Below are 23610 nucleotides of genomic sequence, written 5' to 3'. Positions count from 1 at the left end.
TGGTGCCGGTTGCCGTGGGGGTGCCTGCGGCCTAAGGGCAGGCGATGCCCGCCGATCCCATTGCCGTCCTGCAATCGCTGTTCGGCTATCCCGCCTTTCGCGGCGTCCAGCGCGATGTGATCGACCGGGTGCTGTCCGGGCGCCGGACGCTGGCCGTGATGCCGACGGGAGCCGGCAAATCGCTGACCTATCAGCTGCCATCGGTGATGCTCGACGGCACCGCGCTGGTGATTTCGCCGCTGATCGCCCTGATGCACGATCAGTTGCGCGCGGCAGAGGCGGTGGGCATCCGCGCTGCGACGCTGACCAGCGTGGATGACAACCGCGCCGAAACCATCGCCCGGTTCCGGGCGGGCGAGCTGGACCTGCTGTACGCCGCACCGGAACGGGCATCGTCCCAATCCTTTCGCGATCTGCTGGGGCAGGGCCGCATCGCCCTGTTCGCGATCGACGAGGCGCATTGCGTCAGCGAATGGGGCCATGATTTCCGCCCGGATTACCGGCTGCTCCGGCCGCTGCTGGATGCCTTTCCGTCCGTCCCGCGCCTTGCGCTGACGGCGACGGCCGATGCGCATACCCGTGCCGATATCCTGGAACAGCTCGGGATCCCCGCCGACGGGATGATCGTTGCCGGGTTCGACCGGCCCAACATCCGCTACAGCATTGCCCCGCGCGATCAGGGGACGCGTCAGATCCTGCGGGTGATCGAGGATAATCCCGGCCCCGGCATCGTCTATGCCCCCACCCGCGCCGCTGCCGAACGGCTGGCGGACAGTCTGGCGGCGTCGGGGCGGCCGACCCGTGCCTATCATGCCGGGCTGGACCCGTCGGTGCGCGCCGCCATTCAGGCCGCGTTCGTCGCCAGCGAGGACATGGTCATCTGTGCCACCGTCGCGTTCGGCATGGGCATCGACAAACCCGATGTCCGCTTTGTCGCCCATGCCGCGCTGCCCAAATCGATCGAGGGCTATTATCAGGAAACCGGCCGCGCCGGTCGTGACGGCGATCCGGCAACGGCGCATCTGTTCTGGGGCGCGGACGATTTCGCCCGTGCGCGCCAGCGGATCGGCGAGATGGATCAGGGTCGCCATGCGGGCGAGCGGGCACGGCTGGGGGCGCTTGGCGCGCTGGTGGAAACCGCAGGATGCCGGCGTCAGCTGCTGCTTGCCCATTTTGGCGAAACGCTGGCCAGCCCCTGTGGAAATTGCGACAACTGCATCGATCCGCCCCAGGCGATCGACGCAACGGTGGCGGCGCAGAAATATCTGTCCGCCGTCTATCGCACCGGCCAGAGTTTCGGCGCGGGCTATATCGAAAGCGTGCTGACCGGCAAATCGACCGAGCGTAGCCTGATGAACGGGCATGAACGGCTGTCCGTCTGGGGCATTGCCGATGCGACCGACGCGGCGCTGATGAAACCGGTGCAGCGCGCCCTGCTGGTCCGCGACGCGCTGCGCCCGACCGAGCATGGCGGCCTGATGCTCGGCCCGGCGGCCCGGCCGCTGCTGAAGGGGGAATCGGACCTGCGCCTGATCGTCCCGCCAAAGGCCGAACGGCGGTCGCGGCGCGGCGGCGGGTCCGGCGGCGGCGCGAACCCCATCGGCAATCCGCTGTTCGAGGCATTGCGCGCCCTTCGCCGCGAGATCGCCCAGGAAACCGGCCTGCCGCCCTATGTCATCTTTCACGACGCCGTGCTGCGCGACTTGGCGCTGATCCGGCCGGGCAACCGGGCGGCGATGGCGGAAATCCCGGGCATCGGCGCGCGCAAGCTGGATGCCTATGGCGATGCGTTCCTGAAGGTCATAAAGGACCACCGGGATTAAGGGAGACTGTCCATGCCGACCATCCGCCGCATCAATGACCGGATCAGCGTGGCGCCGCAGATCGACGCCGCCGATATCGCTGCCCTGAAACAGGCGGGATTTGTCGCCATCGTGAATAACCGCCCCGATGACGAGGAAACCGGCCAGCCCGCCGGAGACGCCATCCGGGCGGCGGCAGAGGCGGCGGGCATGGCCTATACCGCCATTCCGGTCACGCATGCCGGATTTTCCCTGCCGCAGGTGGAGGCGATGGCCGGCGCGCTGGCGGCGGCCGACGGCCCGGTGCTCGCCTATTGCCGGTCGGGCACGCGCAGCTGCAACCTGTGGGCACTGGCCGAAGCGCGCGGCGGAGGCGATGCCGATGCGATCATCGATGCAGGCGCAGGCGCGGGCTATGACCTGTCCGCCATCCGCCCGCTGCTGGATCAGCTGTCGCATCAGGGATGAGCTGGGCGGTCCTGGCCGGGTCGCTGGTCGCCATCCTGGCGCTGGCCGGGGTTGCCCGGCTGCTCGGCCTTGGCATCGCCCAACCGCTGACCGGGGATCAGGCGTGCCGGATCGCCGCTGAACGCGTGATCGGATTCACCGGCGACCGGGCGTTCGTCGGGGATGCCGGGCGCACCGCGCTGGTGCTGGGGCAGGGGACGGCGGTAGCCATCCGCCAGCATGGCATGGGCGTGATTGTCGTGCCGCTTGCGCTGCCGCTGGTGATGACGGGGGAACCGGACGCCATCCGTCTGGACACTGGCGATCCCCGGATCGGCACCATGTCGCTGCCCCGCGATCCGGCCTTACTGACATACTTGTAAGTTTCGCTGGAGCGATTAGGCTGATGGGGTCATGGAGAGGCTGCCTGATCCCGTCACGCTTGCGATCCCTGGGTTCGTCCTGCTGGTGCTGGCCGAAATGCTGGTCGCCCGGATGCGGGACCGGGGGCGATATTGCCCGCGCGATACGCTGACCTCGCTGATGCTCGGGCTGGGCAGCACGGTCGCATCCGCCCTGGCGGCGGGCACGGTGTTCGCCATCGCGGTCTGGGTGCATCAGTTCCGGATGTTTGACATTGGCTGGCAGTGGTACTGGTTTGTCGCGGCGTTCGTGCTGGACGACCTTGCCTATTATGCCTTTCACCGCAGCGCCCACCGCGTCCGCTGGTTCTGGGCCAGCCATGTGATCCATCACAGCAGCCAGCATTACAATCTGTCGACCGCGCTGCGTCAGAGCTGGACCGGTTTTTTCAGCCTGGCGTTCCTGTTCCGGCTGCCGCTGTTCCTGATCGGTTTTCCCCCCGCCATGGTGTTCTTCTGCGCCGGGCTGAACCTGATCTATCAGTTCTGGATTCATACGGAGATGATCGAGCGGATGCCGCGCTGGTTCGAAGCGGTGATGAACACGCCATCGCATCACCGCGTGCATCATGCGACCAATCCCCGCTATCTCGACACCAACTATGCCGGCGTGTTCATCGTGTGGGACCGGATGTTCGGCACGTTCACGCCCGAACGCGATGACGATCGCCCGCGCTATGGCATCGTCCACGATCTGGGGCGGTTCGACATTTTGTGGGCGGCGTTTCACGAATGGATCGCCATTGCCCGCGATCTGATCCGCGCGCCCGGCTGGGCCGACCGCTGGCGCTATATCGCGCGCGAACCCGGCTGGACGCATGACGCCACTCGCGAGACAAGCGGACAAATCCGTGCCCGCTGGCTGGCCGCGCAAGTCGGGCCCGATGCAACAGAAAGGGATCGCCCATGGACGAAGCCGATATCGTCGTCGTCGGGGGCGGATCCGGGGGCTGTGCCGCCACAGGCCGCCTGAGCGAGGATCCGGCGCTGACCGTCTGTCTGCTGGAGGCGGGCGGCCGTGCCGATGGCTGGCGCACGCGGATGCCCGGCATGATGCCGTTTCAGAAGCGGACGGTGAACTGGCGGTTCGAAACCGTGCCTCAGCCGGGGCTGGATGGCCGGTGCGGCTATCAGCCGCGGGGGCGGGGGCTGGGCGGGTCCAGCGCGATCAACGCCATGCTCTATGTCCGGGGTCATCCCTGGGATTATGACCATTGGGCCTCGCTTGGCTGTACCGGCTGGGGCTGGGACGATGTGCTCCCCTGGTTTCGCCGGGCAGAGGGCAATGCCCGCGGCGCCGATGCCTGGCACGGGGCCGACGGCCCGCTGCGGGTCAGCGACCAAAGCCATGCCCATCCGGCGTGCGAAGGCTTTATCCGCGCCGCCGAACGGATGCAGATCCCCCGCAACGATGATTTCAACGGCGCGCGACAGGATGGCGCCGGGCTGTATCAGGTGACGCAGCATGGCGGCGAACGCTGGAGCGCGGCGCGCGCCTATCTCGATCCCGCTCGGGGCCGGGCCAGCGTCTCGGTGCAGACGGAGACGCTGGCCGAACGCATCCTGTTTCAGGACGGACGCGCCGTCGGCGTCCGCTATCGGCAGGGTGGGCGGGTGCACACGGTCCGTGCGCGACGCGGCGTCGTGCTGGCCGGGGGCGTGTTCGGTACGCCGCAGCTGCTGATGCTGTCCGGCATCGGGCCGGCGGACCATCTGGCCGGGCACGGCATCCCCGTGCTGATCGACCGCGCGCAGGTTGGCGGCAATCTGCAGGACCATCTTGATTACACCGCCTGTTTTTCCACCCCCGGCACCGGGTTTCTGGGGCGGTCGCTGATCGGGTCGGTCAAGGGGCTGCGCGACATGGCCCGCTGGTTCGTCGCCCGCACCGGCCCTATGACGACCCCCTATGCCGAGGCGGGGGCGTTTTTCCGCACGGATCCGGCGTTGCCCGCGCCGGATATCCAGCTGCATTTCCTGATCGCGATCGTCGAGGATCATGGCCGGACCGCAGTGCCGGGCCATGGGTTCAGCTGTCATGCCTGTGTCCTGCGCCCCGAAAGCCGGGGGACGGTGCGGCTGCAATCGGGCGATCCGGCCACCCCGCCGCTGATCGACCCGGCCTTTCTGTCCGACGGGCGCGATCTCGATCGCCTGATCGCCGGGGTCCGCACCATGTACCGGATGCTGGATGCGCCGGAGGTGCGCGCCTGGGGCGGTGTGGATCGCCATCCGGTGGACCTTGAGGATGGCGCGGCGCTGGCCGCGATGATCCGGGCGCGGGCCGATACCATCTATCATCCTGTCGGCACCGCGCGCATGGGATCGGATGCCGACGCGGTCTGCGATCCTGGCCTCGCGGTGCGCGGCATGGACGGGCTGTGGATTGCCGATGCGTCGATCATGCCGACGCTGATCGGGGGCAACACCAATGCGCCCAGCGTGATGATCGGCGAGCGGTGCGCATCCTTTGTCGCGGACCATCTGCGCCGCGCCCGTTAAGGCCCCCGCGCCCCGTCGCGCAAACGTCGATTGCGCCTTGCCCGCGCCGCAATCCGTGCCTAGACCCGGCGCTTAGGCGGCACCGGCCCGCTCCTGCACCCGGCTACCCAGCGGCAGTATCTCATGGGTGGCCGGGTGGAAGAGCGGGCCGGTGCCGCTTCCGTATGGACAAACCGTGCCTTGCGGCCTGTGCCTTTGTTGCCGTGCGTATCGTGAGAGGGGAATTATGCGTTTGTTGCTCGCCTCGGCCAGTGTGGCCGCAATCGCCGTGGTCTTTGCCACTGGCGAGGCTCAGGCCCAGCGCCAGATCACGACCGCCATCACCACACCGGTGACGACGGGCTCTGCGGCCGACAATGGCGCCCCCGCCGACATTACCATCACCAGCGCGGGCAGCATCCGGCCGACGACCAGCGGCGCCGCCGTCACGGTGAACAGCGACAATGACGTCACCAATCAGGGGACGATCGGGTACAACAACGTCAACAATGCCGACGGCATCCTGATCACGACGGGCGGCACCGGGACGATCACCAATTCCGGCGCGATCACGCTGCTGGAGGATTATACGCCGACCGACACCGACACCGACGGCGATATCGACGGCGCCTTTGCCCAGGGGCAGAACCGGTTCGGCATCCGCACGACGGGCGCGTTCGTCGGCTCCATCGTCAACAGCGGCACGATCACGGTCGAGGGCAATGATTCGGGCGGCATCCGCCTGGCCGGCCCGATGACGGGTTCGCTGAACAGCAGCGGCACGATCAATGTGCTGGGCGATCGCACCATCGGCATCCGCACGGATGACGTGTCCGGCAATGTCACCGTGCGCGGCGCCGTGACGGCACAGGGGCGCGATGCCGTGGGCGTTGCGATCGACGGCGATGTCGGCGGCGCGCTGGTGTTTCAAGGGACGGTCAACGCCACCGGATACCGGTCGATCAATCGCCCCGCGATTGTCACCACGCTGGATGCCGACGACCTACTCATCGGCGGCCCGGCCATCCGCATTGCGGGCAATGTTGCGGGCGGCGTCCTGTTCGACGTCCCGCCGGTGGAAAGCAACGCCAACAGCACTGACGACGACAATGACGGCATCGCCGATGCTCAGGAAGGGACGGCGGCCATCGCCTCCTATGGCTCTGCCCCGGCGCTGGCTGTCGGTTCTGCCGACAATATCGTGATCGGCGGGGTGGCGGGCGATACCGACTCACATGGCATCGTCGTGCGCGGCTCGATCCTGGCCGCCGGTGTCTATGACAATGTCGATGCGGTCGCGATCCGGATCGGCGGTCAGGGCGGGACGGTCGACCTGACCGGCGGCATTCGTCTGGCTGGCACCGTATCGGCCACCGGCACGCGCGATGCGACGGCGGTGCAGCTTGCCTCTGGCGCGCTGGTCGACCGGGTGACGATTTCGAACCAGCTGGGCGTACAGGTGGGCGGCACCGGCACGGCGCGCGGCGTCCTGATCGAACAGGGCGCGGTGGTGCCGGTGCTGGCCAACAGCGGCGCGATCGGGGTTGCCGCCGGCGACAAGGGCAATGCCATCGCCATTCAGGATCAGTCCGGCACGCTGGCACTGGTCACCAATACCGGCCGTATCGCCGTCGGCGCGACCACCGGCACGCTGACCAACGGCACGGCCATCGATCTGGCGGCGAACACCGGCGGCGCGACGATCCGGCAACAGGCCAGCACGGCCAATGCCTCGCCCGCGATCCTGGGCAATATCCGCATGGGCAGCGGTGCCGACCTGCTGGATGTGCAGGCGGGTTCGGTCATCGGTAATGTCGATTTCGGCGGCGGAGCGGACCGACTGGTGATCGCCAACAACGCGATCCTGATCGGCAGCCTGACCAACGCCGCCGGATTGAACGCCAATCTTGCCGGGCGGCTGGAATTTGGCAGCGGTTCGGCGGCGTCCATCGGATCGCTGTCGGTCGCATCGACCGGCGTGCTGGGCATCACCATCGACGAAACCAGCACCAATGCCTCGCGCCTGAATGTCGCGGGCAACGCATCCTTTGCGCAGGGCGCGACGCTGGCCGTCAATCTGCGCAGCGTGTCGACGGCGCAGGGCAGCTATTCGATCCTCGATGCCGGCACGCTGACCGGCGGGCAGAATCTGGCACTCGGCACGGCCGGCTTGCCGTTCCTGTTCGACGGCACGCTGGTTGTCGACAATGCCAATGCCGCCATCACGCTGAACGTCGATCGCAAGACGGCGGGCGAGCTTGGTTTCAACCGCTCGCTCAGCAGCGCCTATGACGCCGTGTTCGCGGTGATCGACCGGGATGACGATATCCGCGACGTGTTCCTGGCCGCACCCGATGCGGAAACGGTGCGCGAACGGTTCGGCAGCTTTCTGCCCGAACATACCGGCGGCGTGTTCCAGAACGTCACGCTGGCCACGCGCACGGCCGCGCGCTCGCTGGAAACCGTGCCGACCGATGCCATCGCGTCGCGCGGGACGGGGGTGTTCTTCAACACCATGGTCTGGGGCACTAGCAAGGATGAAGGCGATACCCAGGCGTATCGCGTCAACGGATGGGGCGTGCAGGGCGGCGGCGAATTGTCGCTGGGTGATGCCGGCCGCATCGGCGCCTCGCTTGCCCTGTATCTGGGCCTCAACGAAACGCGCGGCAATTTCAACTCGGTTGAAACCAGCCAGTATGAAGCTGCCGTCCACTGGCGTCGCAAGGCGGGCGCCCTGACCACCTTTGCACGCGGCGCCTATTCGCTGATCGGGTTTCAAAGCCAGCGCCGGTTCGACGTCGTTTCCGAAAGCGTCAATTTCAGCCGGGTCGCCACTGCCGATTATGGTGGCGGCCTGATTTCCGGCATTGCCGGCGCGACCTATGAAGCGCGGCTGAGCGACCGGTTCCGCGTGCGCCCGCGCGTGGCGGTCGATTATTTCCGCCTGACCGAAAACGGCTTTACCGAAGAAGGCGGCGGCAACGCATTCAACCTGATTGTCGACAAGCGCGTCAGCGACGAAGCGGCGGTCGAAGGTACGGTTACGATCGGCTATGAGCTGGGCAGCCTGGACAATGCCGGCACGCCGGTGCGGGCCGAGGTCGAGGGCGGCTATCGCAAGATCGTCGGCGGATCGGTGGACAACACCACCGCCCGCTTCACCGATGGCCAGCCCTTTACGCTGGAGCCGCAGCGCCGCGTTGACGGCTGGGTCGGCCGTGGCCGCATGCTCGGCGGGTCCGAAGGGTTCCAGTTTGGGGCCGAAGGCAGTGCAGAGGATCAGGCCGGTGCGCTGAACCTTGGCCTGCGCCTGGGCGTCCAGATCGGCTGGTAACGCGCCGACGCTCCGCCGGGCCGTCTTCGGTCGGCCCGGTGCAGCGCGTGGATATTGCGGGCGCCGCCTCCGTCGGTCTTGCTGCCGATTGACGTCGGACCGCCTGCCCGATCGCGGCGACTTGCGGCGATCGTCACGGACAGCCGACCGGCCCGGACACCGGGCTGGGCTGGGGTGCTGAACCCCATCCGCGCGCCGGATTACCGGGCAGTGGTCACGCGATCGTCCGGCCCTGAACCGTACCCGTATCCGGCCTGACTGCACCCGGTGCCAGCGAACCGCTCACCCGGCCGCGCAAGCATAACTGCCTGCACCTCGCTTTCCCCGCCGTCCGGCGCATCGACCGGGCGGGGGCAAAAAAAGGGGCCGGTGGTCGAAACCACCGGCCCTTAGGGGTCCGCAGGAGGAACCTCTTGGGGGCGGGCGCTTCTGACGGCGCCCGCCCGATTGAATCACAGGTTGTAGGCGCGCTCCCCGTGCTCGCTGATGTCGAGGCCGTCATGCTCGACTTCGGCGGTGGGACGCAGGCCGATGGTGTATTTCAGCGCCAGGAAGAGCACGGTGCTGACCACGCCGGTCCATACGATGGTGGTGCCGACGGCCCAGATCTGGGTCATGATCTGCGTTGCCATGTCATAGGCGCCTGCCTTGGCGACCGGTGCGGTGTAATCGATCCAGCCCTGACCACCGAAGTCCGGGTTGGCGACGATGCCGGTGCCGATGGCGCCGATGATGCCGCCCACGGCGTGGATGCCGAACACGTCCAGCGAGTCGTCATAGTTCAGCTTGTTCTTCACCGTGGTGACGAAGAAGAAGCAGACGAGCGAGGCAACCGCGCCCAGCAGGATCGCCGTACCCGGATGGGCAAAGCCGGCGGCCGGGGTGATCGCCACCAGACCGGCGACGACGCCCGACGCCCCGCCCAGCAGCGACGGCTTCTTGTGAACGATCTGTTCGATGATCGCCCAGGTCGCACCGGCAGCGGCGGTTGCGGTGAAGGTGTTGATGAAGGCCAGCGCGCCGAACGCATTGGCTTCCAGGCCAGAGCCCGCGTTGAACCCGAACCAGCCGATCCAGAGCAGCGAGGCGCCGATCATGGTCATCACCAGGCTGTGCGGCGGCATGGGCTCGCTCTTGTAGCCGATGCGCGGGCCGATCACGATGCAGCCGATCAGACCGGCGACACCTGCATTGATGTGGACCACGGTACCGCCGGCAAAGTCCAGCGCGCCCCAGCCCCACAGGAGGCCGCTGTCATCGGGCGCGGCGTGCAGGAAGTCCGGGCCAGCCCAGTACCACACCATGTGCGCGATCGGGAAATAGGCGAGCGTCAGCCACAGCACGGTAAAGATGATCAGCGGCGTGAACTTCACGCGCTCGGCAAACGCGCCGACGATCAGCGCGGGCGTGATGCAGGCGAACGTCATTTGGAAAATGACAAACACATATTCGGGCAGGTAGACGCCGTTGGAAAACGTTGCCGCCAGCGTGGTCGGATCGACGCCCGCCAGGAACATCTTGGAAAAGCCGCCGACAAATTTGTTGAGGTCGCCGCCGCTGGTGAATGCCATGGAATAGCCCCAGGCGAACCAGACCAGCGCCGCGACGCAGACGATCGTCAGCACCTGCATCAGCACCGACAGCATGTTCTTGGCACGCACCAGGCCGCCATAGAACAGCGCCAGCGCGGGCACCGACATCATCAAAACCAGTGCAGACGAAATCAGCATCCAGGCGACATCGCCCTTGTTGACCATTTCCCCCGTCGGCGTGAACGGCGCAGGGGCCGCCATGGCGGGCAGGGCTGCGAACAGCCCCAGGCCGGCCGTCGCGGCCAGCTTGAACATGTGCTTCATCGATTCCCCCTTGCTCACAGCGCGGTCTCGTCGGTCTCGCCGGTGCGGATCCGCACGGCCTGACCCAGGTCGAGAACGAAGATCTTGCCATCGCCGATGGCGCCGGTGTTGGCCGCGGCCTGAACCGCCTCGACGACGCGGCCCGCCAGGTCGGATGCGCACGCAACCTCGACCTTCAGCTTGGGCACCATGTTCGTGCTGTATTCGGCGCCGCGATAGATTTCGGTCTGGCCCTTTTGCCGACCGAATCCCTTGACCTCGGTAACGGTCATGCCCGTCACCCCCAGTTCGGTCAGGGCTTCGCGGACTTCATCAAGCTTGAACGGCTTGATGATGGCGATGACTAGTTTCATTGCGCCCCCTTTGCGATTGTTCCGGGGGCATCGATGCAATCACCGTGCCAAAGGGGCGTTCCACCGTTTTGCGGCAGTTTCGCGACATGAAATGTTACGAAGCGGTAAAAATTTGTGCAGAAGCGACACGGTGCCTAAAAATCAGGCAGCAGACGTGTCAGACAGCGTCGGTCATCAGCGCGCGTGCGGCATCCAGATCGTCATCGTCCACCATGACGCGCACGGGGATCAGCAGGAAGCTGCCATCGGCAATGCTGGAATCCCCGTCAAACGCCACCGCGCCGATGCCATGCGATTCCAGCATGCCGACGATCAGATGCGCCTCCATCCGGTCAAATCGGCCAAGTTCAGCCAGCGCCATCAGACAGCGGTTCCGCCCACCGTCAGCCCCTCGATCAGCAGGGTCGGCTGACCGACGCCGGCGGGCACGCTCTGTCCGCCCTTGCCGCACATGCCGATCCCTTCGTCCAGGGCGAAGTCATTGCCGATACCGCGCACCTTGGTCAGGCAGCTGGGGCCATCGCCGATCAGCGTTGCGCCCTTGATCGGCGCGCCGAGCCGGCCGTCCTCGATCCGGTACGCCTCGGTACAGCTGAACACGAATTTGCCGGACACGATATCCACCTGTCCGCCACCGAAGGATTTGGCGAAAATGCCGCGTTTGACCCGCGACAGCAGTTCCGCCGGATCGTCCTTGCCGCCCCGCATGAAGGTGTTGGTCATGCGCGGCATGGGCGAATGGGCGAAACTTTCGCGCCGGCCGTTGCCGGTGGGCGCGACGCCCATCAGGCGGGCGTTCATCCGGTCCTGAATATAGCCGCGCAGGATGCCGTCCTCGATCAGGATATTTTCCTGCGTCGGCGTGCCTTCGTCATCGATGGACAGCGACCCGCGCCGCCCGCCGATCGATCCGTCATCGACCACGGTGACGCCCGGTGCGGCGACGCGGGTGCCGATGCGGCCCGAAAAGGCGCTCGTGCCCTTGCGGTTGAAATCGCCCTCCAGCCCGTGGCCGACCGCCTCGTGCAGCAGGACGCCGGGCCAGCCGGGGCCAAGCAGCACGGTCATCTCACCCGCAGGCGCATCCACGGCCTCCAGATTGACCAGCGCCTGGGCCAGCGCCTCGTCAATCGCGCGGTTCCACGTTTCCGGCGCGATCAGCCGGTCGTACAGCTCGCGCCCGCCAATGCCGAAACTGCCGGATTCGCGACGACCGTTCTGCTCGACGACGATGCTGACATTCAGCCGGGTCAGTGGCCGGATATCGGTGGCGACAAACCCGTCCGGCCGGACGATCTCGACCACGCTCCACGCGCCGGTCAGCGATACCGACACCTGCACCACGCGCGGGTCGCGCGCGCGGGCGGCCGCATCGATCGTCTGGCACAGGTTCACCTTCACATCGAAGGGGACAAGGTCGATCGGGTCGGCATCGGTATAGAGGTGCCGGTTGTTGCCGCGCGGGGCCGCCGCCTTTGGCCCCGTGGCCGGATCGATCAGGGCCAGCGTATCGCCGGCACGGGCGATGGCGGCGGCGCTGATTTCGCTGGCATGGGCGAATGCGGTCTGTTCACCCGACACGGCGCGCAGGCCGAACCCGGCATCGGTGTTGTAGCTGGCCGTTTTCAGCCGCCCGTCATCGAATCCGAACGCCTCGGTCTTTCGATATTGCAGGTACAGCTCGCCATCCTCTGCCCTGGCCAGCAGGCGCTCGGTCAGCGATCGTGCCTCGTCGGGCTCCAGCCCATGGCCATACAGAAACGAGCGGGGATCGGCAGCGGCAATCGTCATGCCACCGAATATAGGGCCCTCAGGCGCTGGCGCCAGACGCGATGTCGGGCAGGGTGGCCGGATCGACGCCATCGGCCGGTCCACCGATCAGGATGAAGCGCCGGTCGCAATAGCCGCAATCGACATAGCCATGCTCGTCGATTTCCAGGAACACGCGCGGATGGCCCAGCGCGGCGGGAATACCGTCATAGGCACCGTCACACGAAACGCGGGCGGTCGAGGTGCGGGTGATGGTCGGCGGCGTCATCATGATGTCCCCGCCGTTAGCAGCGCGCCGGGATCGCTGCAATCGCCCGCGTAACCGGCCCGCTTCATTCGAACAGCGCCTTGACCTCTGCCTCCATCCGGTTGCTGCATCCGACGCTGGCATCCGCGGCCTGTTCCGCGGTCATTTCGGCATCGATCCGTTCGAACAGCTGTTTGGTTTCGGCACCGCGGCGGGCATGAAGCTTGCCGACGAAATACATCCCGGCGGTTTCGAACCCGCCCTGCGCATCGGGTTCCACGATTTCGATCATCTTCATCAGCGCCACGGCACAGGTCGCATCGGCACGCTCTGCCTCTGCCTCTGCCTGAGCGGACACGACCATCAGGGCAGCGAGCGCGAATCCGGCGATCATTCAGTTTCTCCGACACGGGACGGAACGTCCGGTCATTGGCTGAACCGAAATTGCCGGGTTCGCAAGCGTTGGCGGGACGGCGGGGCTTGCACTGACGCGCCATGCGCCGCACATCGCGGCACATGACCGACGCCGCGATCCGCATCGACAGCCTGGCCAAGACGTACAAGGGCGGCAAGCGCGCGCTTGACGGCGTGACGTTCGACGTCCCGCGGGGCCAGATATTCGGCCTGCTGGGGCCGAACGGCGCCGGCAAATCCACGCTGATCAACATTCTGGCGGGTCTGGTGAACAAGACCGGCGGCACGGCCGAAATCTGGGGTTTCGACATCGACCGGCAACCGCGCAATGCCAAGGCGTCGATCGGCATCGTGAATCAGGAGATCATTTTCGACCCCTTTTTCACGCCTGCCGAGACGCTGGAGATCCAGGCCGGCCTGTTCGGCGTGGCCCGGGGCGAGCGGCGGACGATGGAGCTGCTGCGCGCCATGGGGCTGGAGGACAAGGCCAACGCCTATTCCCGCACCCTGTCGGGCGGCATGAAGCGGCGATTGATGGTGGCCAAGGCAATGGTGCATTCGCCGCCCGTACTGGTGCTGGACGAACCGACGGCGGGCGTGGACATTCAGCTGCGCCAGCAATTGTGGGAGTATGTGCGCGGCCTCAATGCGCGCGGCGTCACCATCGTGCTGACAACGCATTATCTGGAGGAGGCGGAGCAGCTGTGCGACCGCATCGCCATCATCAATCACGGCCGGCTGATCGCCAATGAACCGACCCGCGCGCTGGTCGGCATGGCTCAGGAAAAGCTGGTCGAGGTGACGGTGGACCGCGATCTGGCCACTCTGCCCCAGGCGCCGTGTTTCCAGAAGGTCGAGCAAAAGGGCGACCGCATCCTCGACATCACCTATCGCAAGGATCAGGCGAATGCCGGCGACGTGCTGGGCGCAGTGCAGGCAGCGGGATACGGCATCGTCGATGTCAGCACGCGTGAGGCGGATCTGGAGGACGTGTTCCTGAACCTGACGGCCGCGGCCTGACCGTCGACCCCGGCCGGCGCTATCGCCGCCGGTGGCGGGACAGGAACGCCCACAGCGCATCATTGTCCGGCGTCCAGACATGGCCAGCGCCCCGCGTGACCCGGCCGATCACGCGCGCCCCGTCCCGGCAGTCGCCATATCCCTGTTCGACGACGCCGGGTGCTGCCTCGCGCGCGGCCAGCATGGTGCGACAGCCATTGATGTCGGCCCATCGGGCCATCGCCCGCGCCATGCCATATTGCCAATAACCCGCACCGCCGCCCGCCACCGGGTTCACCGTGTCGGCATCCCCGGCAAAGGCGATGACGGGTACCGGGCGTTCCGGCGCACAGGTCGCCGGATCGGGAAAGCCGGAACCATCGCTGCGCGGGTTGCCCGCACGAAGGCCGACGACCGGCGCGATCGCCGCGATGCGATCCGACGCCACGCAGCCCAGCCATGAGGTCATTCGCCCTCCACCCGAAAAGCCGGTGGCATAGACACGCTGCCGGTCGATGCAGCCTCTTGCCGCCAGCCAGTCGATCGCGGCGCCGATGAACGCGACATCGTCGGCATCCTGTGCCGTGGGCATGGCCCCGGTCACGGTGGGCACGCCGGGGATGTTCCACACGAACCCCTGGCCCGCCGTGATGCCGCCATCGGGCGCGATCAGCAGAAATCCGTGCCGGTCGCTGGTATCCTCCAACCCCGATTCCTTCAGGATGGCCGTTCCCGATCCGCCGCTGCCATGCAGGGCGAACAGCACGGGCAGGCGACCCCGTTCATGGTTCGCGGGACGATGGATCCATGCCGACCGCCCGGTCTGGCCGATGGCCACGCGGCCGGTGGTGCCGGGGTCGGGCAGGCGGCAATCCTGCGCAGCGGCGGGGGAGACAAGCCAACCAAGGGCGATGAGCAACGCGAACAGATACCGCATGGGGCACAGCCTAGGCCGCTCTGCCTGCAACCGAAAGGTTGAACTTTCCGGCGCTTGCCCATAGCGCGAGGAAAAGGGAGTTCCGCTTGTCCAACGATCCCCATAGCGCAGACATCCTGGTCATCGGTTCCGGCGCCGCCGGGCTGACGGCCGCGCTCAACCTGGCCGACCGGTTCCGCGTCACCGTGCTGGCCAAGGGCGGGCTGGCCGAAGGGTCGACGGCCTGGGCGCAGGGCGGCATCGCGGCGGTGCTGGAGGAAGGCGACACCTTCGAAAGCCATATCGAGGATACGATGGTCGCGGGCGCCGGCCTGAATGACCGGGCGACCGTCGAGTTCGTGGTCGAGGGCGCGCCAGCGGCCATCCGGCGGCTGGAGGAACTGGGTGTGCCGTTCAACATGGACGGCAACACCCTTCACCTGACGCGCGAAGGGGGCCACAGCCACCGGCGCATCGTCCATGTCAACGACGCGACCGGATGGGCGGTGCAGGAGGCGCTGCTGAACGCGGCGCGCGCGCATCGCAACATCACGCTGGTGCCCGACATGGTGGTCATCGACCTGGCGACCAGCCGCCACGAAACCCGCTATTCCGGTGCGGGGCAGGTCTGGGGCGTCTATGCGCTCAACCGCGCCACCGGCCGGGTGGAGCTGTTCACCGCGCGGGCGACGGTGCTGGCCACGGGCGGGGCGGGCAGAACTTATCAGTTCAGCACGGCACCGCGCGGCGCGACGGGCGACGGCATCGCCATGGCCTGGCGGGCGGGCGCGCGGGTGTCGAACATGGAATTCATGCAGTTCCACCCGACCTGCCTGTTCAACCTCGACGTCAAGAATTTCCTGATCACAGAGGCGGTGCGGGGCGAGGGCGGGCATCTGCTGATCCCCGACACCGGATACCGGTTCATGCCGGATTTCGACCCCCGGCTTGAGCTGGCGCCGCGCGACGTCGTGGCCCGCGCGATCGACCATGAGATCAAGCGGCTGGGCCTGGATTATGTCCATCTGGACATCAGCCATCGCGGCCCGGAGTTCGTGAAGGAACATTTCCCGACCATCCATGCCAAGCTGCTGACGCTGGGCATCGACATGACGGTCGATCCGATCCCGGTGGTGCCGGCCCAGCATTATACCTGTGGCGGGGTGGTGATCGACCGCGACGGGCGCACCGACCTGCCCGGCCTGTATGCCGCGGGCGAGGTGACGCAGTCCGGCCTGCATGGCGCGAACCGGCTGGCCAGCAACAGCCTGCTGGAATGTTTCGTGTTCGGCGAGGCGGCGGCCCGGCACATCGATGCCAACTGGGACGAATTCCGCCCTGTGCCCGCCATCCGCCCCTGGGACGAAAGCCGGGTGACGGACAGCGACGAGGAAGTGATCATCAAGCAGAACTGGACCGAGATCCGACGGTTCATGTGGAATTATGTCGGCATCGTGCGCACCACCAAAAGGCTGGAACGCGCCGCGCACCGCATCAAGCTGCTGACCGAGGAGGTGGAGGATTATTACGGCCATTTCCGCGTCACGCCCGACCTCATCGAACTGCGTAACCTGTTGCAATCGGCCGATCTGATCGTCCGGTCGGCGCTGCACCGCAAGGAAAGCCGGGGCCTGCACTACACGCTGGATTATCCCGACCTGCTGCCACAGGCGGTGGACACCGTGCTGGTTCCGTAACCGGATTCGATTCATCGCCGCACTGCAACAGTCCGTCGCATCCCGGCATGGTTGTTGTTGGGCTGTTCAGCCGGCTGGTGTCATGAATCCGGGCATGAGCATCGGGGCATGATCGGGACGGAGCGGGATCCGCGGCAACATCCGCTGTCGAGCATCGGCGCGCTTGCGCTGCTGCTGGTCGGCTGTGTCGCGCCGTCCAGTCCGCAGGCATCCGTGCGACCCGCCATCGGCGTGCCCCAGGCGCGGGCGCAGACGACCAGCGGGCAGCGGACGATGCAGCCGTCCGTCCGCCCGGTCTATACCCCGCCGCCCATGCCCGTCCGGCGCCCCGCGCCGCCCCCGCCGCCCGTCGCGCCCGCCGCCCTGTCGGCGACGATCGACCGGCTGGGCCGCGATTTCGGCGGCAAGCTGGGCATTGCCGTGGTCAGCACCGATCAGTGTTGGTCGACGGCGTTCAACGGCGATGTGCCCATGCCGCAGCAAAGCGTCAGCAAGCTGTGGGTTGCCATCACGCTGATGGACCTGCGCGATCAGGGTCGGTTGACGCTGGACGATCCGATCACCGTCCGGCCAGAGGATATCACGCTGTTCCATTCGCCGGTATCGGCGCTGGTCAAGGGGGACGGCTATCGCACCACGGTGCGCGACCTGCTCGCCCGCGCCATGATGTCCAGCGACAATACCGCCAATGACCGGCTGCTCAATTATGTCGGCGGCCCCGAAGCGGTGCGCCGGATGGTCGCGCAAAAGGGGCTTGGATCGATCAAGTTCGGCCCTGGCGAACGATTGCTGCAATCCCAGACCGCGGGCCTCGCCTGGCGTCAGGAATATGCCGGCCGGGCATTCTATACCGCGCGGGCCAACCTGCCGCTGGTCACCCGGCAAAAGGCATTCGATGCCTATGTCGCCAATCCGATGGACGGCGCGGCGGCCAGTGCGATCGCCCATGCGCTGGTGCGGCTGCACAAGGGCGAATTGCTGTCCGAAGGATCGACGGCGCATCTGATGGGCCTGATGGAAGGATCGCGGACCGGCAAGGAACGGCTGCGCGGCGGCGTGCCCGTCGGCTGGCGGTTCGGGCACAAGACGGGCACGGGCCAGGATCTGATGGGCCGGACGGCGGGTTATAACGATGTCGGCATCCTGATCGCGCCGGACGGGCGCAGCTATGGCCTGGCCGTGCTGATCGGCGACACCCGCCGCCCGATCCGCGAACGACAGGCGCTGATGCAGGCGGTGGTGCAGGCCATCGTCGCCAGTCACGCCGCGCCGCTCGGCTGACGTCGCAGCCGCTCGCCATCCCCGTCCGCCGCTGCTAAGCCGCCGCCATGGCGAACCATCTGTATCTGGTCGACGGATCGAGCTTCATCTTCCGCGCCTATCACGTGCTGCCCAAGCTGACGAACCAGCATGGCGAGCCGGCGGGCGCGGTCTATGGCTATACCACCATGTTGTGGAAACTGGCCAAGGACCTGCACGATGCCGATGGACCCACCCATCTGGCGGTGATCCTCGACAAGTCGGAAACGACGTTTCGCAACGCATTGTACGATCAGTACAAGGCGCATCGCCCGCCTGCACCAGAGGATTTGCGGCCGCAATTCCCGATGATCCGCGATGCCACCCGGGCATTCAGCCTGCCCTGCATCGAAGAGGCGGGGTGGGAGGCGGACGACCTGATCGCCAGCTATGCCCGTGCCGCGACCGCGCGCGGATGGCAGGTGACGATCGTCAGTTCCGACAAGGATCTGATGCAGCTGCTCGATCATCCGGGCGTCGATATGCTCGACACCATGAAGGACCGGCGCATGGGGCCGGAGGCGGTGGTCGAAAAATTCGGCGTCGGCCCGGAAAAGCTGGGCGAGGTGCTGGCGCTGATGGGCGACAGCGTGGACAATGTGCCGGGCGTTCCCGGCGTGGGGCCGAAAACGGCGGCCAAGCTGATCCTGGAACATGGCGATGTGGAGGGGGTGCTGGCCGCTGCGCCGTCGATGAAGCCGGGCAAGCTGCGCGACAATCTGATCGAACATGCCGATATGGCGCGCCTGTCGCGCAAGCTGGTCGCGCTGTCCGAGGATGTGCCCCTGCCAGAGCCGCTGGACGACATGGCGCTGAACGGGATTCCCGAAGCGCCGCTGCGCAGTTTCCTTGAGCATCATGGGTTCCGTTCGCTGCTGGCCAAGCTGGCCCCGGCGAACGGCGGCGCGGCCGACGGCGCGGCGGATGCGGGTGCGGCCCCCGCCGCCGGCGGCCAGGCTGCGCCACAGCCGGCAATGCCGGTCGTTCCCGCCTATCCGCCCATCGACCGGTCGCGGTATGAAACCGTGACGACGATCGATGCGCTCGACCGCTGGGTTGCCGATGCGCGCCATATCGGCGTGGTTGCGGTCGATACCGAAACCTCGGCGCTGGACTGCATGGCCGCAGAGCTGGTCGGGATCAGCCTGTCCACCGCGCCGGGCAATGGCTGTTACATTCCGCTGGCCCATCGCGGCCATGACCTGTTGTCCGACCGGCCCGATCAGCTTGCGCTGGCCCAGGTGGTCGAACGGCTTGGTCCGCTGCTGGCCGATCCCGGCGTGCTCAAGGTGGGGCACAATCTGAAATACGACCTGATCGTGCTGGCCCGGCACGGCATGACGGTCAGCCCCTATGACGACACCATCGTGATGAGCTTTGCGCTGGATGCTGGTCGCCGCCCCGGCCATGGCATGGACGAGCTGGCGATGGACCATCTTGGCCATCAGTGCATTGCGTTCAAGGAAGTCGTCGGCACCGGCAAGGCGCAGAAAAGCTTTGGCGAGATCGATCTGGCCAGCGCCACCGCCTATGCCGCCGAAGATGCGGAGGTGACGCTGCGGCTGTGGCGCGCCTTTAAGCCGCGCCTGACGTTCGAGGGCGGCACCCGCGTCTATGAAAATGTCGATCGCGGCCTTGTTCAGGTGCTGGCCGACATGGAAATGGCGGGGGTCAAGGTCGACAGCGCCCGCCTGTCCCGGCTCAGCCACGAATTTGGCGAGCAGATGGTGGCGCTGGAGGCGCGGATCCATGACGCCGCCGGTGGCCCCTTTGCCATCGGCAGCCCGAAACAGCTGGGCGAGGTGCTGTTCGACCGGCTTGGCCTGAAGGGCGGGCGAAAGGGCAAGACGGGCACCTATTCCACGGACGTCACCGAACTGGAACGCATCGCTGCGATGAGGGACACGCCGGGGGCAGAGGTCGCCCGGCTGGTGCTCGACTGGCGACAGCTGTCCAAGCTGAAATCCACCTATACCGATGCGCTGCAGCAACAGGTGAACGCCAGCACCGGCCGCGTGCACACCAGCTATTCGCTGACCGGCGCGCAGACAGGGCGCCTGTCGTCCACTGACCCCAACCTGCAGAACATCCCGATCCGCACCGAAACCGGCCGCCAGATCCGCGATGCGTTCGTGGCGGAACCGGGCAATGTCATCCTGGCCGCCGACTATTCGCAGATCGAATTGCGGCTGGCCGCGCACATCGCCGATGTGCCTGCCCTGCGCGAAGCGTTCGCCGCCGGAGAGGATATTCACAACCGGACGGCGATGGAATTGTTCGGAGAGGTCAATCGCGACACGCGCGGCCGGGCAAAGACGATCAACTTCGCCATTCTCTACGGCATTTCCCGCTGGGGCCTGGCCGGGCGGCTGGATGTGACGCCGGACGAGGCGCAATCGATGATCGACCGCTATTTCGACCGGTTTCCGGGGATCAGCCGCTATATCGCCGACACGCTGATGATGGCCAAGGAGACGGGCTATACCGAGACGCTGTTCGGCCGGAAAACCCATTTCCCGCGCCTCAAATCGCCCAACCAGAATGAACGCGCCGGATCGGAACGCGCCGCGATCAATGCGCCCATTCAGGGGACGAGCGCCGACATCATCAAGCGCGCGATGATCCGCATGGGCCCGGCGCTTGCCGAGGCGGGGCTGCCGAACGTGCGGATGCTGATGCAGGTGCATGACGAACTGGTGTTCGAACTGCCCGCCGGCGACGTCGATGCCGCCCGGCCGGTGATCGAACGGGTCATGGCGACGGCGGCCGAACCGGCGGTGACGCTGACGGTGCCGCTGGGCGTCGAAATCGGCGTTGGCGAAAGCTGGGGCGCGGCGCATTGAGCCCAGTGCGATGAGCGCCGCCAACGAAGAAATCGCCGCGCTGGCCAAGGGCGGGCGGACCAATGTGATGGGCTTTGCCCTGCGTCTGCTCGCGCGGCTGCCCTTCCTGTTCATCGCAGGCCGGTTTTACGGGCCGGAAATTGTCGGCCGGTTTGCGGTTGCCGTACTGGTGGTAGAATTTGCGGCGCTGGTCGCGACGCTGGGCCTAAAACGCGGCCTTGCCCAGGCATTGAGCACCACCAGCCGCCCGCACACCCATGTCGTCTGGGATGCGCTGATCGTCGCACTGATCGCGTCGCTGATCGCCAGTGCGCTGCTCATCGCCTTTCCGCAGGCCATGTACCCGAACAGCCGCGTGATCGGGTTTGAACGTCTGTTGCCCTTTGTCGTCTTTGCCATTGCCTGCACCGACATCGCGCTGGCGGCGCTGGCCTATCGCCACAATGTCAAGGCTACGGTGACCGCGCGGGCGATTGTCGAGCCTTGGACGATCTCCATCGCCGCCTTTGTCCTTTATTACGCTTCCTCCCGCGATGGCCTTATACTGTCCTATGTGCTGGCGACGCTGGCAACGCTGGTAGCGGCGCTCGTGCCGTTCCTGAAAAGCTATGGCCTGCCGCGCGGATGGGTGCCGCATCCAACGCCGATGTTCGCGCTGGCCCGGCGCAACATGCCGCTGGCCGGGGCCGACACGATCGAATGGGCGACGCGCAATGTCGACCGCTTCATCCTGGGCCTGTTGTTCGGTCCTGCGGTGGTTGGCGTCTATTACATGGCGCAACAGGTCGCCTCGCTCCCGCAAAAGCTGAAGACCAGTTTCGATCCCGTGCTTGGCCCGGTGGTGACGCAGGCGCTGAAACGGGATGACAGGGCGGCGGTGGCGGCCCAGATCCGGCAGGTCGGTTTCTGGATCATGGCGGCGCAGGCGGCGCTGGCGCTGATCGGCTCCATCCCGGCCGAAGGGGTGATGGGCGTGATCGGCCCGCAATTCGTGGTCGGCGCAGGCGCGCTGTGCTTCCTCCTATGGGCAGAGGTGCTGGCCAGCCCCGGCGCGGTCGCCGAAAGCGGCCTTGTCTATGTCGCGCGTCACCGCAACCTGATGGTGTCGATCCTGATCCTGTCGGTGCAGGTTGCGCTCAGCTTTGCCTTGGTGGCCATCATGCGCCAGCTGGGCTGGCCAGAGGCGTGGCAGGCGGCTGGCCCCGCCGTTGCGCTGGCCGCAACGCTGGTGCTGGGTTCGGCGATCAAGGGGTGGCTGCTCGCCCGGCTGCTCAAGGCGCCGGTATCGCCGCTGCGCTGGGCGTTCGTCTGGGCCGTGCTGGCGACATCGCTGGTCGGATCGGCGATGACGCAGCTGCCCGAATGGGCGGAGCTGACGATCGGCATTCCGGTGATGCTGATCGTCTATGGCGTGATCCTGTGGCGCTTTGCCTTTGGGCCGGAGGATCGGGCGCTGTTTTCGCGCATCCCGGGCAATCAGGAACCGACCCTGCCGATCGACGAGCGGGTCTGACCCCGCCCGCCGCCGCGCAGGTGACCCTTACCGCCGCACGTCGCGCTCGCCCGAACGGTACGCGGCCAGCAGCGCCGGTGCGATGATCGGCATATCGCCGGGGATCGAGTGTTTCAGCACCGTCATCGCCAGGCCGGTTTCGGCAATCGTCTGCGCATCGTCGCCGTTCAGCCACGCGTGCAGGCAACCGGCGGCAAAGGCATCGCCGGTGCCGATCCGGTCGACGATCCCGCCGACCGCCTGTTCATCGGTCTGATGCGCGGCATCGGGCAGGTCGATGCGCGCGGCAATCCGGTTGGTGTCGGCATCGACCACATGGCGTGCTGTCGATGCAATCAGCTTGAGGTTGGGGCAGAGCGCAAAGGCCGCCTCTGCCGCCTCGCGCCGCCGGTCCTCGCCATCGCCGGAAAAGCTGCGCCCGGTGATCAGCGAGATGTCGCGGTGGTTGCCGAACAGGATATCGGCCTGACCGATCAGTTCGGTCAGCACGCTGCGCGGATCGCTGTCCCATGCCTGCCACAGCTGCGCCCGGTAATTGCCGTCGAAACTGACCGCGACACCGGCCGCCCGCGCCTTGCGCACCGCCGTCAGCGCGGCCGCCGCGCCCGCCGGGCCAAGCGCAGGCGTAATGCCCGACAGATGCAGCAGCCGCGCGCCCGACAGCGCGGCGTCGAAATCGAAATCGTCTGGCTGGGCCAGCGCAAAGGCCGAACCGGCGCGGTCATAGGTGATGGCGCTGGCCCGGGCGCCCTGACCCGGTTCCAGAAAATACAGGCCCATCCGGCCCGCCGTCCGGCCGATGGCATCGGTGGCGATCCCGCGCGCCGCCAGCGTGGCCATGGCAAGGTCGCCCAGCGGATTGTCCGCCACCCGGCTGATCATCGCGGTCGAATGGCCCAGCGCCGCCAGCCCGGCCAGCACATTCGCCTCGGCCCCGCCGACCTCGATGTCCAGCGACTGGCTCTGCACGATGAGCCGCTTGCCCGGCGGGGTCAGCCGCAACAGCAATTCGCCAAACCCGATGATCCTGCCCTGCATCATGCCTCCTGTCTCCCATGCCGCCGTGCGAGCGGGTGATTTGAACCCGCCCGGCCCATCGACGGCCGACCTCTATCAACCCGCCGTCCGGGCGAACACCGGCAATTTTCACGCTGCCCGTCCCGGCGTGCGCCGATCGCCCGGCCTGCACCGGATCTGCACGCCGCGTCCGCCGAAAC

General features: G+C 66.8%; 19 protein-coding genes. 11 read left to right on the top strand and 8 right to left on the bottom strand.

From position 1 onward, the window contains the following. Positions 1–44 precede the first annotated feature (44 nt). The 6 genes from recQ to NYR55_RS08070 all read left to right on the top strand — a co-directional run bounded on the left by recQ (position 45) and on the right by NYR55_RS08070 (position 8486). Positions 45–1823 (top strand): DNA helicase RecQ, encoded by a 1779-nt coding sequence (recQ, locus tag NYR55_RS08095; RefSeq protein ID WP_260020707.1) that lies wholly within the window; start codon positions 45–47, stop codon positions 1821–1823. Between the two features lie 12 nt (positions 1824–1835). Continuing rightward, positions 1836–2270 carry a TIGR01244 family sulfur transferase gene (locus tag NYR55_RS08090; protein WP_260020706.1) on the top strand — a complete coding sequence of 145 codons (435 nt, stop codon included), beginning with the start codon at positions 1836–1838 and terminating at the stop codon, positions 2268–2270. Then, a complete protein-coding gene (locus tag NYR55_RS08085) occupies positions 2267–2632 on the top strand; it encodes a hypothetical protein (RefSeq protein ID WP_260020705.1) in 366 nt (121 codons plus the stop codon). The genes NYR55_RS08090 and NYR55_RS08085 overlap by 4 nt, the downstream gene beginning before the upstream one ends. A 31-nt stretch (positions 2633–2663) precedes the next feature. Continuing rightward, positions 2664–3644 (top strand): sterol desaturase family protein, encoded by a 981-nt coding sequence (locus NYR55_RS08080; RefSeq protein ID WP_260020704.1) that lies wholly within the window; start codon positions 2664–2666, stop codon positions 3642–3644. Further along, complete coding sequence (locus NYR55_RS08075; protein ID WP_260020703.1) at positions 3578–5173, top strand: GMC family oxidoreductase N-terminal domain-containing protein; 1596 nt, start codon at positions 3578–3580, stop codon at positions 5171–5173. The genes NYR55_RS08080 and NYR55_RS08075 overlap by 67 nt, the downstream gene beginning before the upstream one ends. A gap of 226 nt (positions 5174–5399) precedes the next feature. Next, positions 5400–8486, top strand: a complete 3087-nt coding sequence (locus tag NYR55_RS08070) for an autotransporter outer membrane beta-barrel domain-containing protein (protein WP_260020702.1) — start codon at positions 5400–5402, stop codon at positions 8484–8486. Positions 8487–8938: 452 nt separating this feature from the next. Here the strand turns inward: NYR55_RS08070 and NYR55_RS08065 are convergent, their stop codons facing one another. The 6 genes from NYR55_RS08065 to NYR55_RS08040 all read right to left on the bottom strand — a co-directional run bounded on the left by NYR55_RS08065 (position 8939) and on the right by NYR55_RS08040 (position 13106). After that, positions 8939–10342, bottom strand: coding sequence for an ammonium transporter (locus NYR55_RS08065; protein ID WP_260020701.1), 1404 nt, complete (start codon positions 10340–10342; stop codon positions 8939–8941). Between the two features lie 14 nt (positions 10343–10356). Then, positions 10357–10695 (bottom strand): P-II family nitrogen regulator, encoded by a 339-nt coding sequence (locus tag NYR55_RS08060; RefSeq protein WP_260020700.1) that lies wholly within the window; start codon positions 10693–10695, stop codon positions 10357–10359. Positions 10696–10852: 157 nt separating this feature from the next. Next, positions 10853–11056 carry a DUF2007 domain-containing protein gene (locus NYR55_RS08055; protein WP_260020699.1) on the bottom strand — a complete coding sequence of 68 codons (204 nt, stop codon included), beginning with the start codon at positions 11054–11056 and terminating at the stop codon, positions 10853–10855. After that, positions 11056–12486: a metalloprotease TldD gene (gene tldD / locus NYR55_RS08050; protein ID WP_260020698.1), complete on the bottom strand. Its 1431-nt coding sequence runs from the start codon at positions 12484–12486 to the stop codon at positions 11056–11058. The genes NYR55_RS08055 and tldD overlap by 1 nt, the downstream gene beginning before the upstream one ends. A gap of 19 nt (positions 12487–12505) precedes the next feature. After that, positions 12506–12736, bottom strand: a complete 231-nt coding sequence (locus NYR55_RS08045) for a zinc-finger domain-containing protein (protein ID WP_260020697.1) — start codon at positions 12734–12736, stop codon at positions 12506–12508. 61 nt (positions 12737–12797) lie between these two features. Next, complete coding sequence (locus NYR55_RS08040; RefSeq protein ID WP_260020696.1) at positions 12798–13106, bottom strand: hypothetical protein; 309 nt, start codon at positions 13104–13106, stop codon at positions 12798–12800. 122 nt (positions 13107–13228) lie between these two features. On the opposite strand from NYR55_RS08040, the gene NYR55_RS08035 reads away from it, so the two are divergent. Then, entirely contained in the window at positions 13229–14146 is a 918-nt protein-coding gene (locus NYR55_RS08035; RefSeq protein WP_260020694.1) for an ABC transporter ATP-binding protein, read from the top strand. Between the two features lie 19 nt (positions 14147–14165). On the opposite strand, the gene NYR55_RS08030 is transcribed toward NYR55_RS08035, so the two are convergent. After that, positions 14166–15062 (bottom strand): polyhydroxybutyrate depolymerase, encoded by an 897-nt coding sequence (locus NYR55_RS08030; protein ID WP_260020693.1) that lies wholly within the window; start codon positions 15060–15062, stop codon positions 14166–14168. An 86-nt stretch (positions 15063–15148) separates the two neighbouring features. Here NYR55_RS08030 and nadB point away from each other — a divergent pair, with 86 nt between their 5' ends. The 4 genes from nadB (at position 15149) to NYR55_RS08010 (ending at position 22393) form a co-directional block, all read left to right on the top strand. After that, entirely contained in the window at positions 15149–16738 is a 1590-nt protein-coding gene (nadB, locus tag NYR55_RS08025) for an L-aspartate oxidase (RefSeq protein ID WP_260020692.1), read from the top strand. A gap of 108 nt (positions 16739–16846) precedes the next feature. Further along, the gene (locus NYR55_RS08020) at positions 16847–18019 is read left to right on the top strand and encodes a serine hydrolase (protein ID WP_260020691.1); all 1173 of its coding nucleotides are present in this window, start codon (positions 16847–16849) and stop codon (positions 18017–18019) included. A gap of 47 nt (positions 18020–18066) precedes the next feature. After that, the gene (gene polA, locus NYR55_RS08015) at positions 18067–20880 is read left to right on the top strand and encodes a DNA polymerase I (protein ID WP_260020690.1); all 2814 of its coding nucleotides are present in this window, start codon (positions 18067–18069) and stop codon (positions 20878–20880) included. A gap of 10 nt (positions 20881–20890) precedes the next feature. Beyond that, positions 20891–22393 (top strand): lipopolysaccharide biosynthesis protein, encoded by a 1503-nt coding sequence (locus NYR55_RS08010; protein ID WP_260020689.1) that lies wholly within the window; start codon positions 20891–20893, stop codon positions 22391–22393. 27 nt (positions 22394–22420) lie between these two features. Here the strand turns inward: NYR55_RS08010 and NYR55_RS08005 are convergent, their stop codons facing one another. Continuing rightward, entirely contained in the window at positions 22421–23431 is a 1011-nt protein-coding gene (locus NYR55_RS08005) for a sugar kinase (RefSeq protein WP_260020688.1), read from the bottom strand. Between the last annotated feature and the right edge of the window lie 179 nt (positions 23432–23610).

This window comes from Sphingomonas sp. BGYR3 (assembly GCF_025153455.1).
In the GTDB taxonomy this organism is placed as follows: Bacteria; Pseudomonadota; Alphaproteobacteria; order Sphingomonadales; family Sphingomonadaceae; genus Sphingomonas.
Note: the sequence above shows the minus strand (reverse complement) of the source record. Positions and strands in the feature narration are given on the sequence as shown.

What these genes read in the sequence shown, in the direction of transcription:
- recQ (WP_260020707.1), top strand. Translation starts at nt 45, where the DNA reads ATGCCCGCCGATCCCATTGCCGTCCTGCAATCGCTGTTCGGCTATCCC.
- NYR55_RS08090 (WP_260020706.1), top strand. Translation starts at nt 1,836, where the DNA reads ATGCCGACCATCCGCCGCATCAATGACCGGATCAGCGTGGCGCCGCAG.
- NYR55_RS08085 (WP_260020705.1), top strand. Translation starts at nt 2,267, where the DNA reads ATGAGCTGGGCGGTCCTGGCCGGGTCGCTGGTCGCCATCCTGGCGCTG.
- NYR55_RS08080 (WP_260020704.1), top strand. Translation starts at nt 2,664, where the DNA reads ATGGAGAGGCTGCCTGATCCCGTCACGCTTGCGATCCCTGGGTTCGTC.
- NYR55_RS08075 (WP_260020703.1), top strand. Translation starts at nt 3,578, where the DNA reads ATGGACGAAGCCGATATCGTCGTCGTCGGGGGCGGATCCGGGGGCTGT.
- NYR55_RS08070 (WP_260020702.1), top strand. Translation starts at nt 5,400, where the DNA reads ATGCGTTTGTTGCTCGCCTCGGCCAGTGTGGCCGCAATCGCCGTGGTC.
- NYR55_RS08065 (WP_260020701.1), bottom strand. Translation starts at nt 10,342, where the DNA reads ATGAAGCACATGTTCAAGCTGGCCGCGACGGCCGGCCTGGGGCTGTTC.
- NYR55_RS08060 (WP_260020700.1), bottom strand. Translation starts at nt 10,695, where the DNA reads ATGAAACTAGTCATCGCCATCATCAAGCCGTTCAAGCTTGATGAAGTC.
- NYR55_RS08055 (WP_260020699.1), bottom strand. Translation starts at nt 11,056, where the DNA reads ATGGCGCTGGCTGAACTTGGCCGATTTGACCGGATGGAGGCGCATCTG.
- tldD (WP_260020698.1), bottom strand. Translation starts at nt 12,486, where the DNA reads ATGACGATTGCCGCTGCCGATCCCCGCTCGTTTCTGTATGGCCATGGG.
- NYR55_RS08045 (WP_260020697.1), bottom strand. Translation starts at nt 12,736, where the DNA reads ATGATGACGCCGCCGACCATCACCCGCACCTCGACCGCCCGCGTTTCG.
- NYR55_RS08040 (WP_260020696.1), bottom strand. Translation starts at nt 13,106, where the DNA reads ATGATCGCCGGATTCGCGCTCGCTGCCCTGATGGTCGTGTCCGCTCAG.
- NYR55_RS08035 (WP_260020694.1), top strand. Translation starts at nt 13,229, where the DNA reads ATGACCGACGCCGCGATCCGCATCGACAGCCTGGCCAAGACGTACAAG.
- NYR55_RS08030 (WP_260020693.1), bottom strand. Translation starts at nt 15,062, where the DNA reads ATGCGGTATCTGTTCGCGTTGCTCATCGCCCTTGGTTGGCTTGTCTCC.
- NYR55_RS08020 (WP_260020691.1), top strand. Translation starts at nt 16,847, where the DNA reads ATGATCGGGACGGAGCGGGATCCGCGGCAACATCCGCTGTCGAGCATC.
- polA (WP_260020690.1), top strand. Translation starts at nt 18,067, where the DNA reads ATGGCGAACCATCTGTATCTGGTCGACGGATCGAGCTTCATCTTCCGC.
- NYR55_RS08010 (WP_260020689.1), top strand. Translation starts at nt 20,891, where the DNA reads ATGAGCGCCGCCAACGAAGAAATCGCCGCGCTGGCCAAGGGCGGGCGG.
- NYR55_RS08005 (WP_260020688.1), bottom strand. Translation starts at nt 23,431, where the DNA reads ATGCAGGGCAGGATCATCGGGTTTGGCGAATTGCTGTTGCGGCTGACC.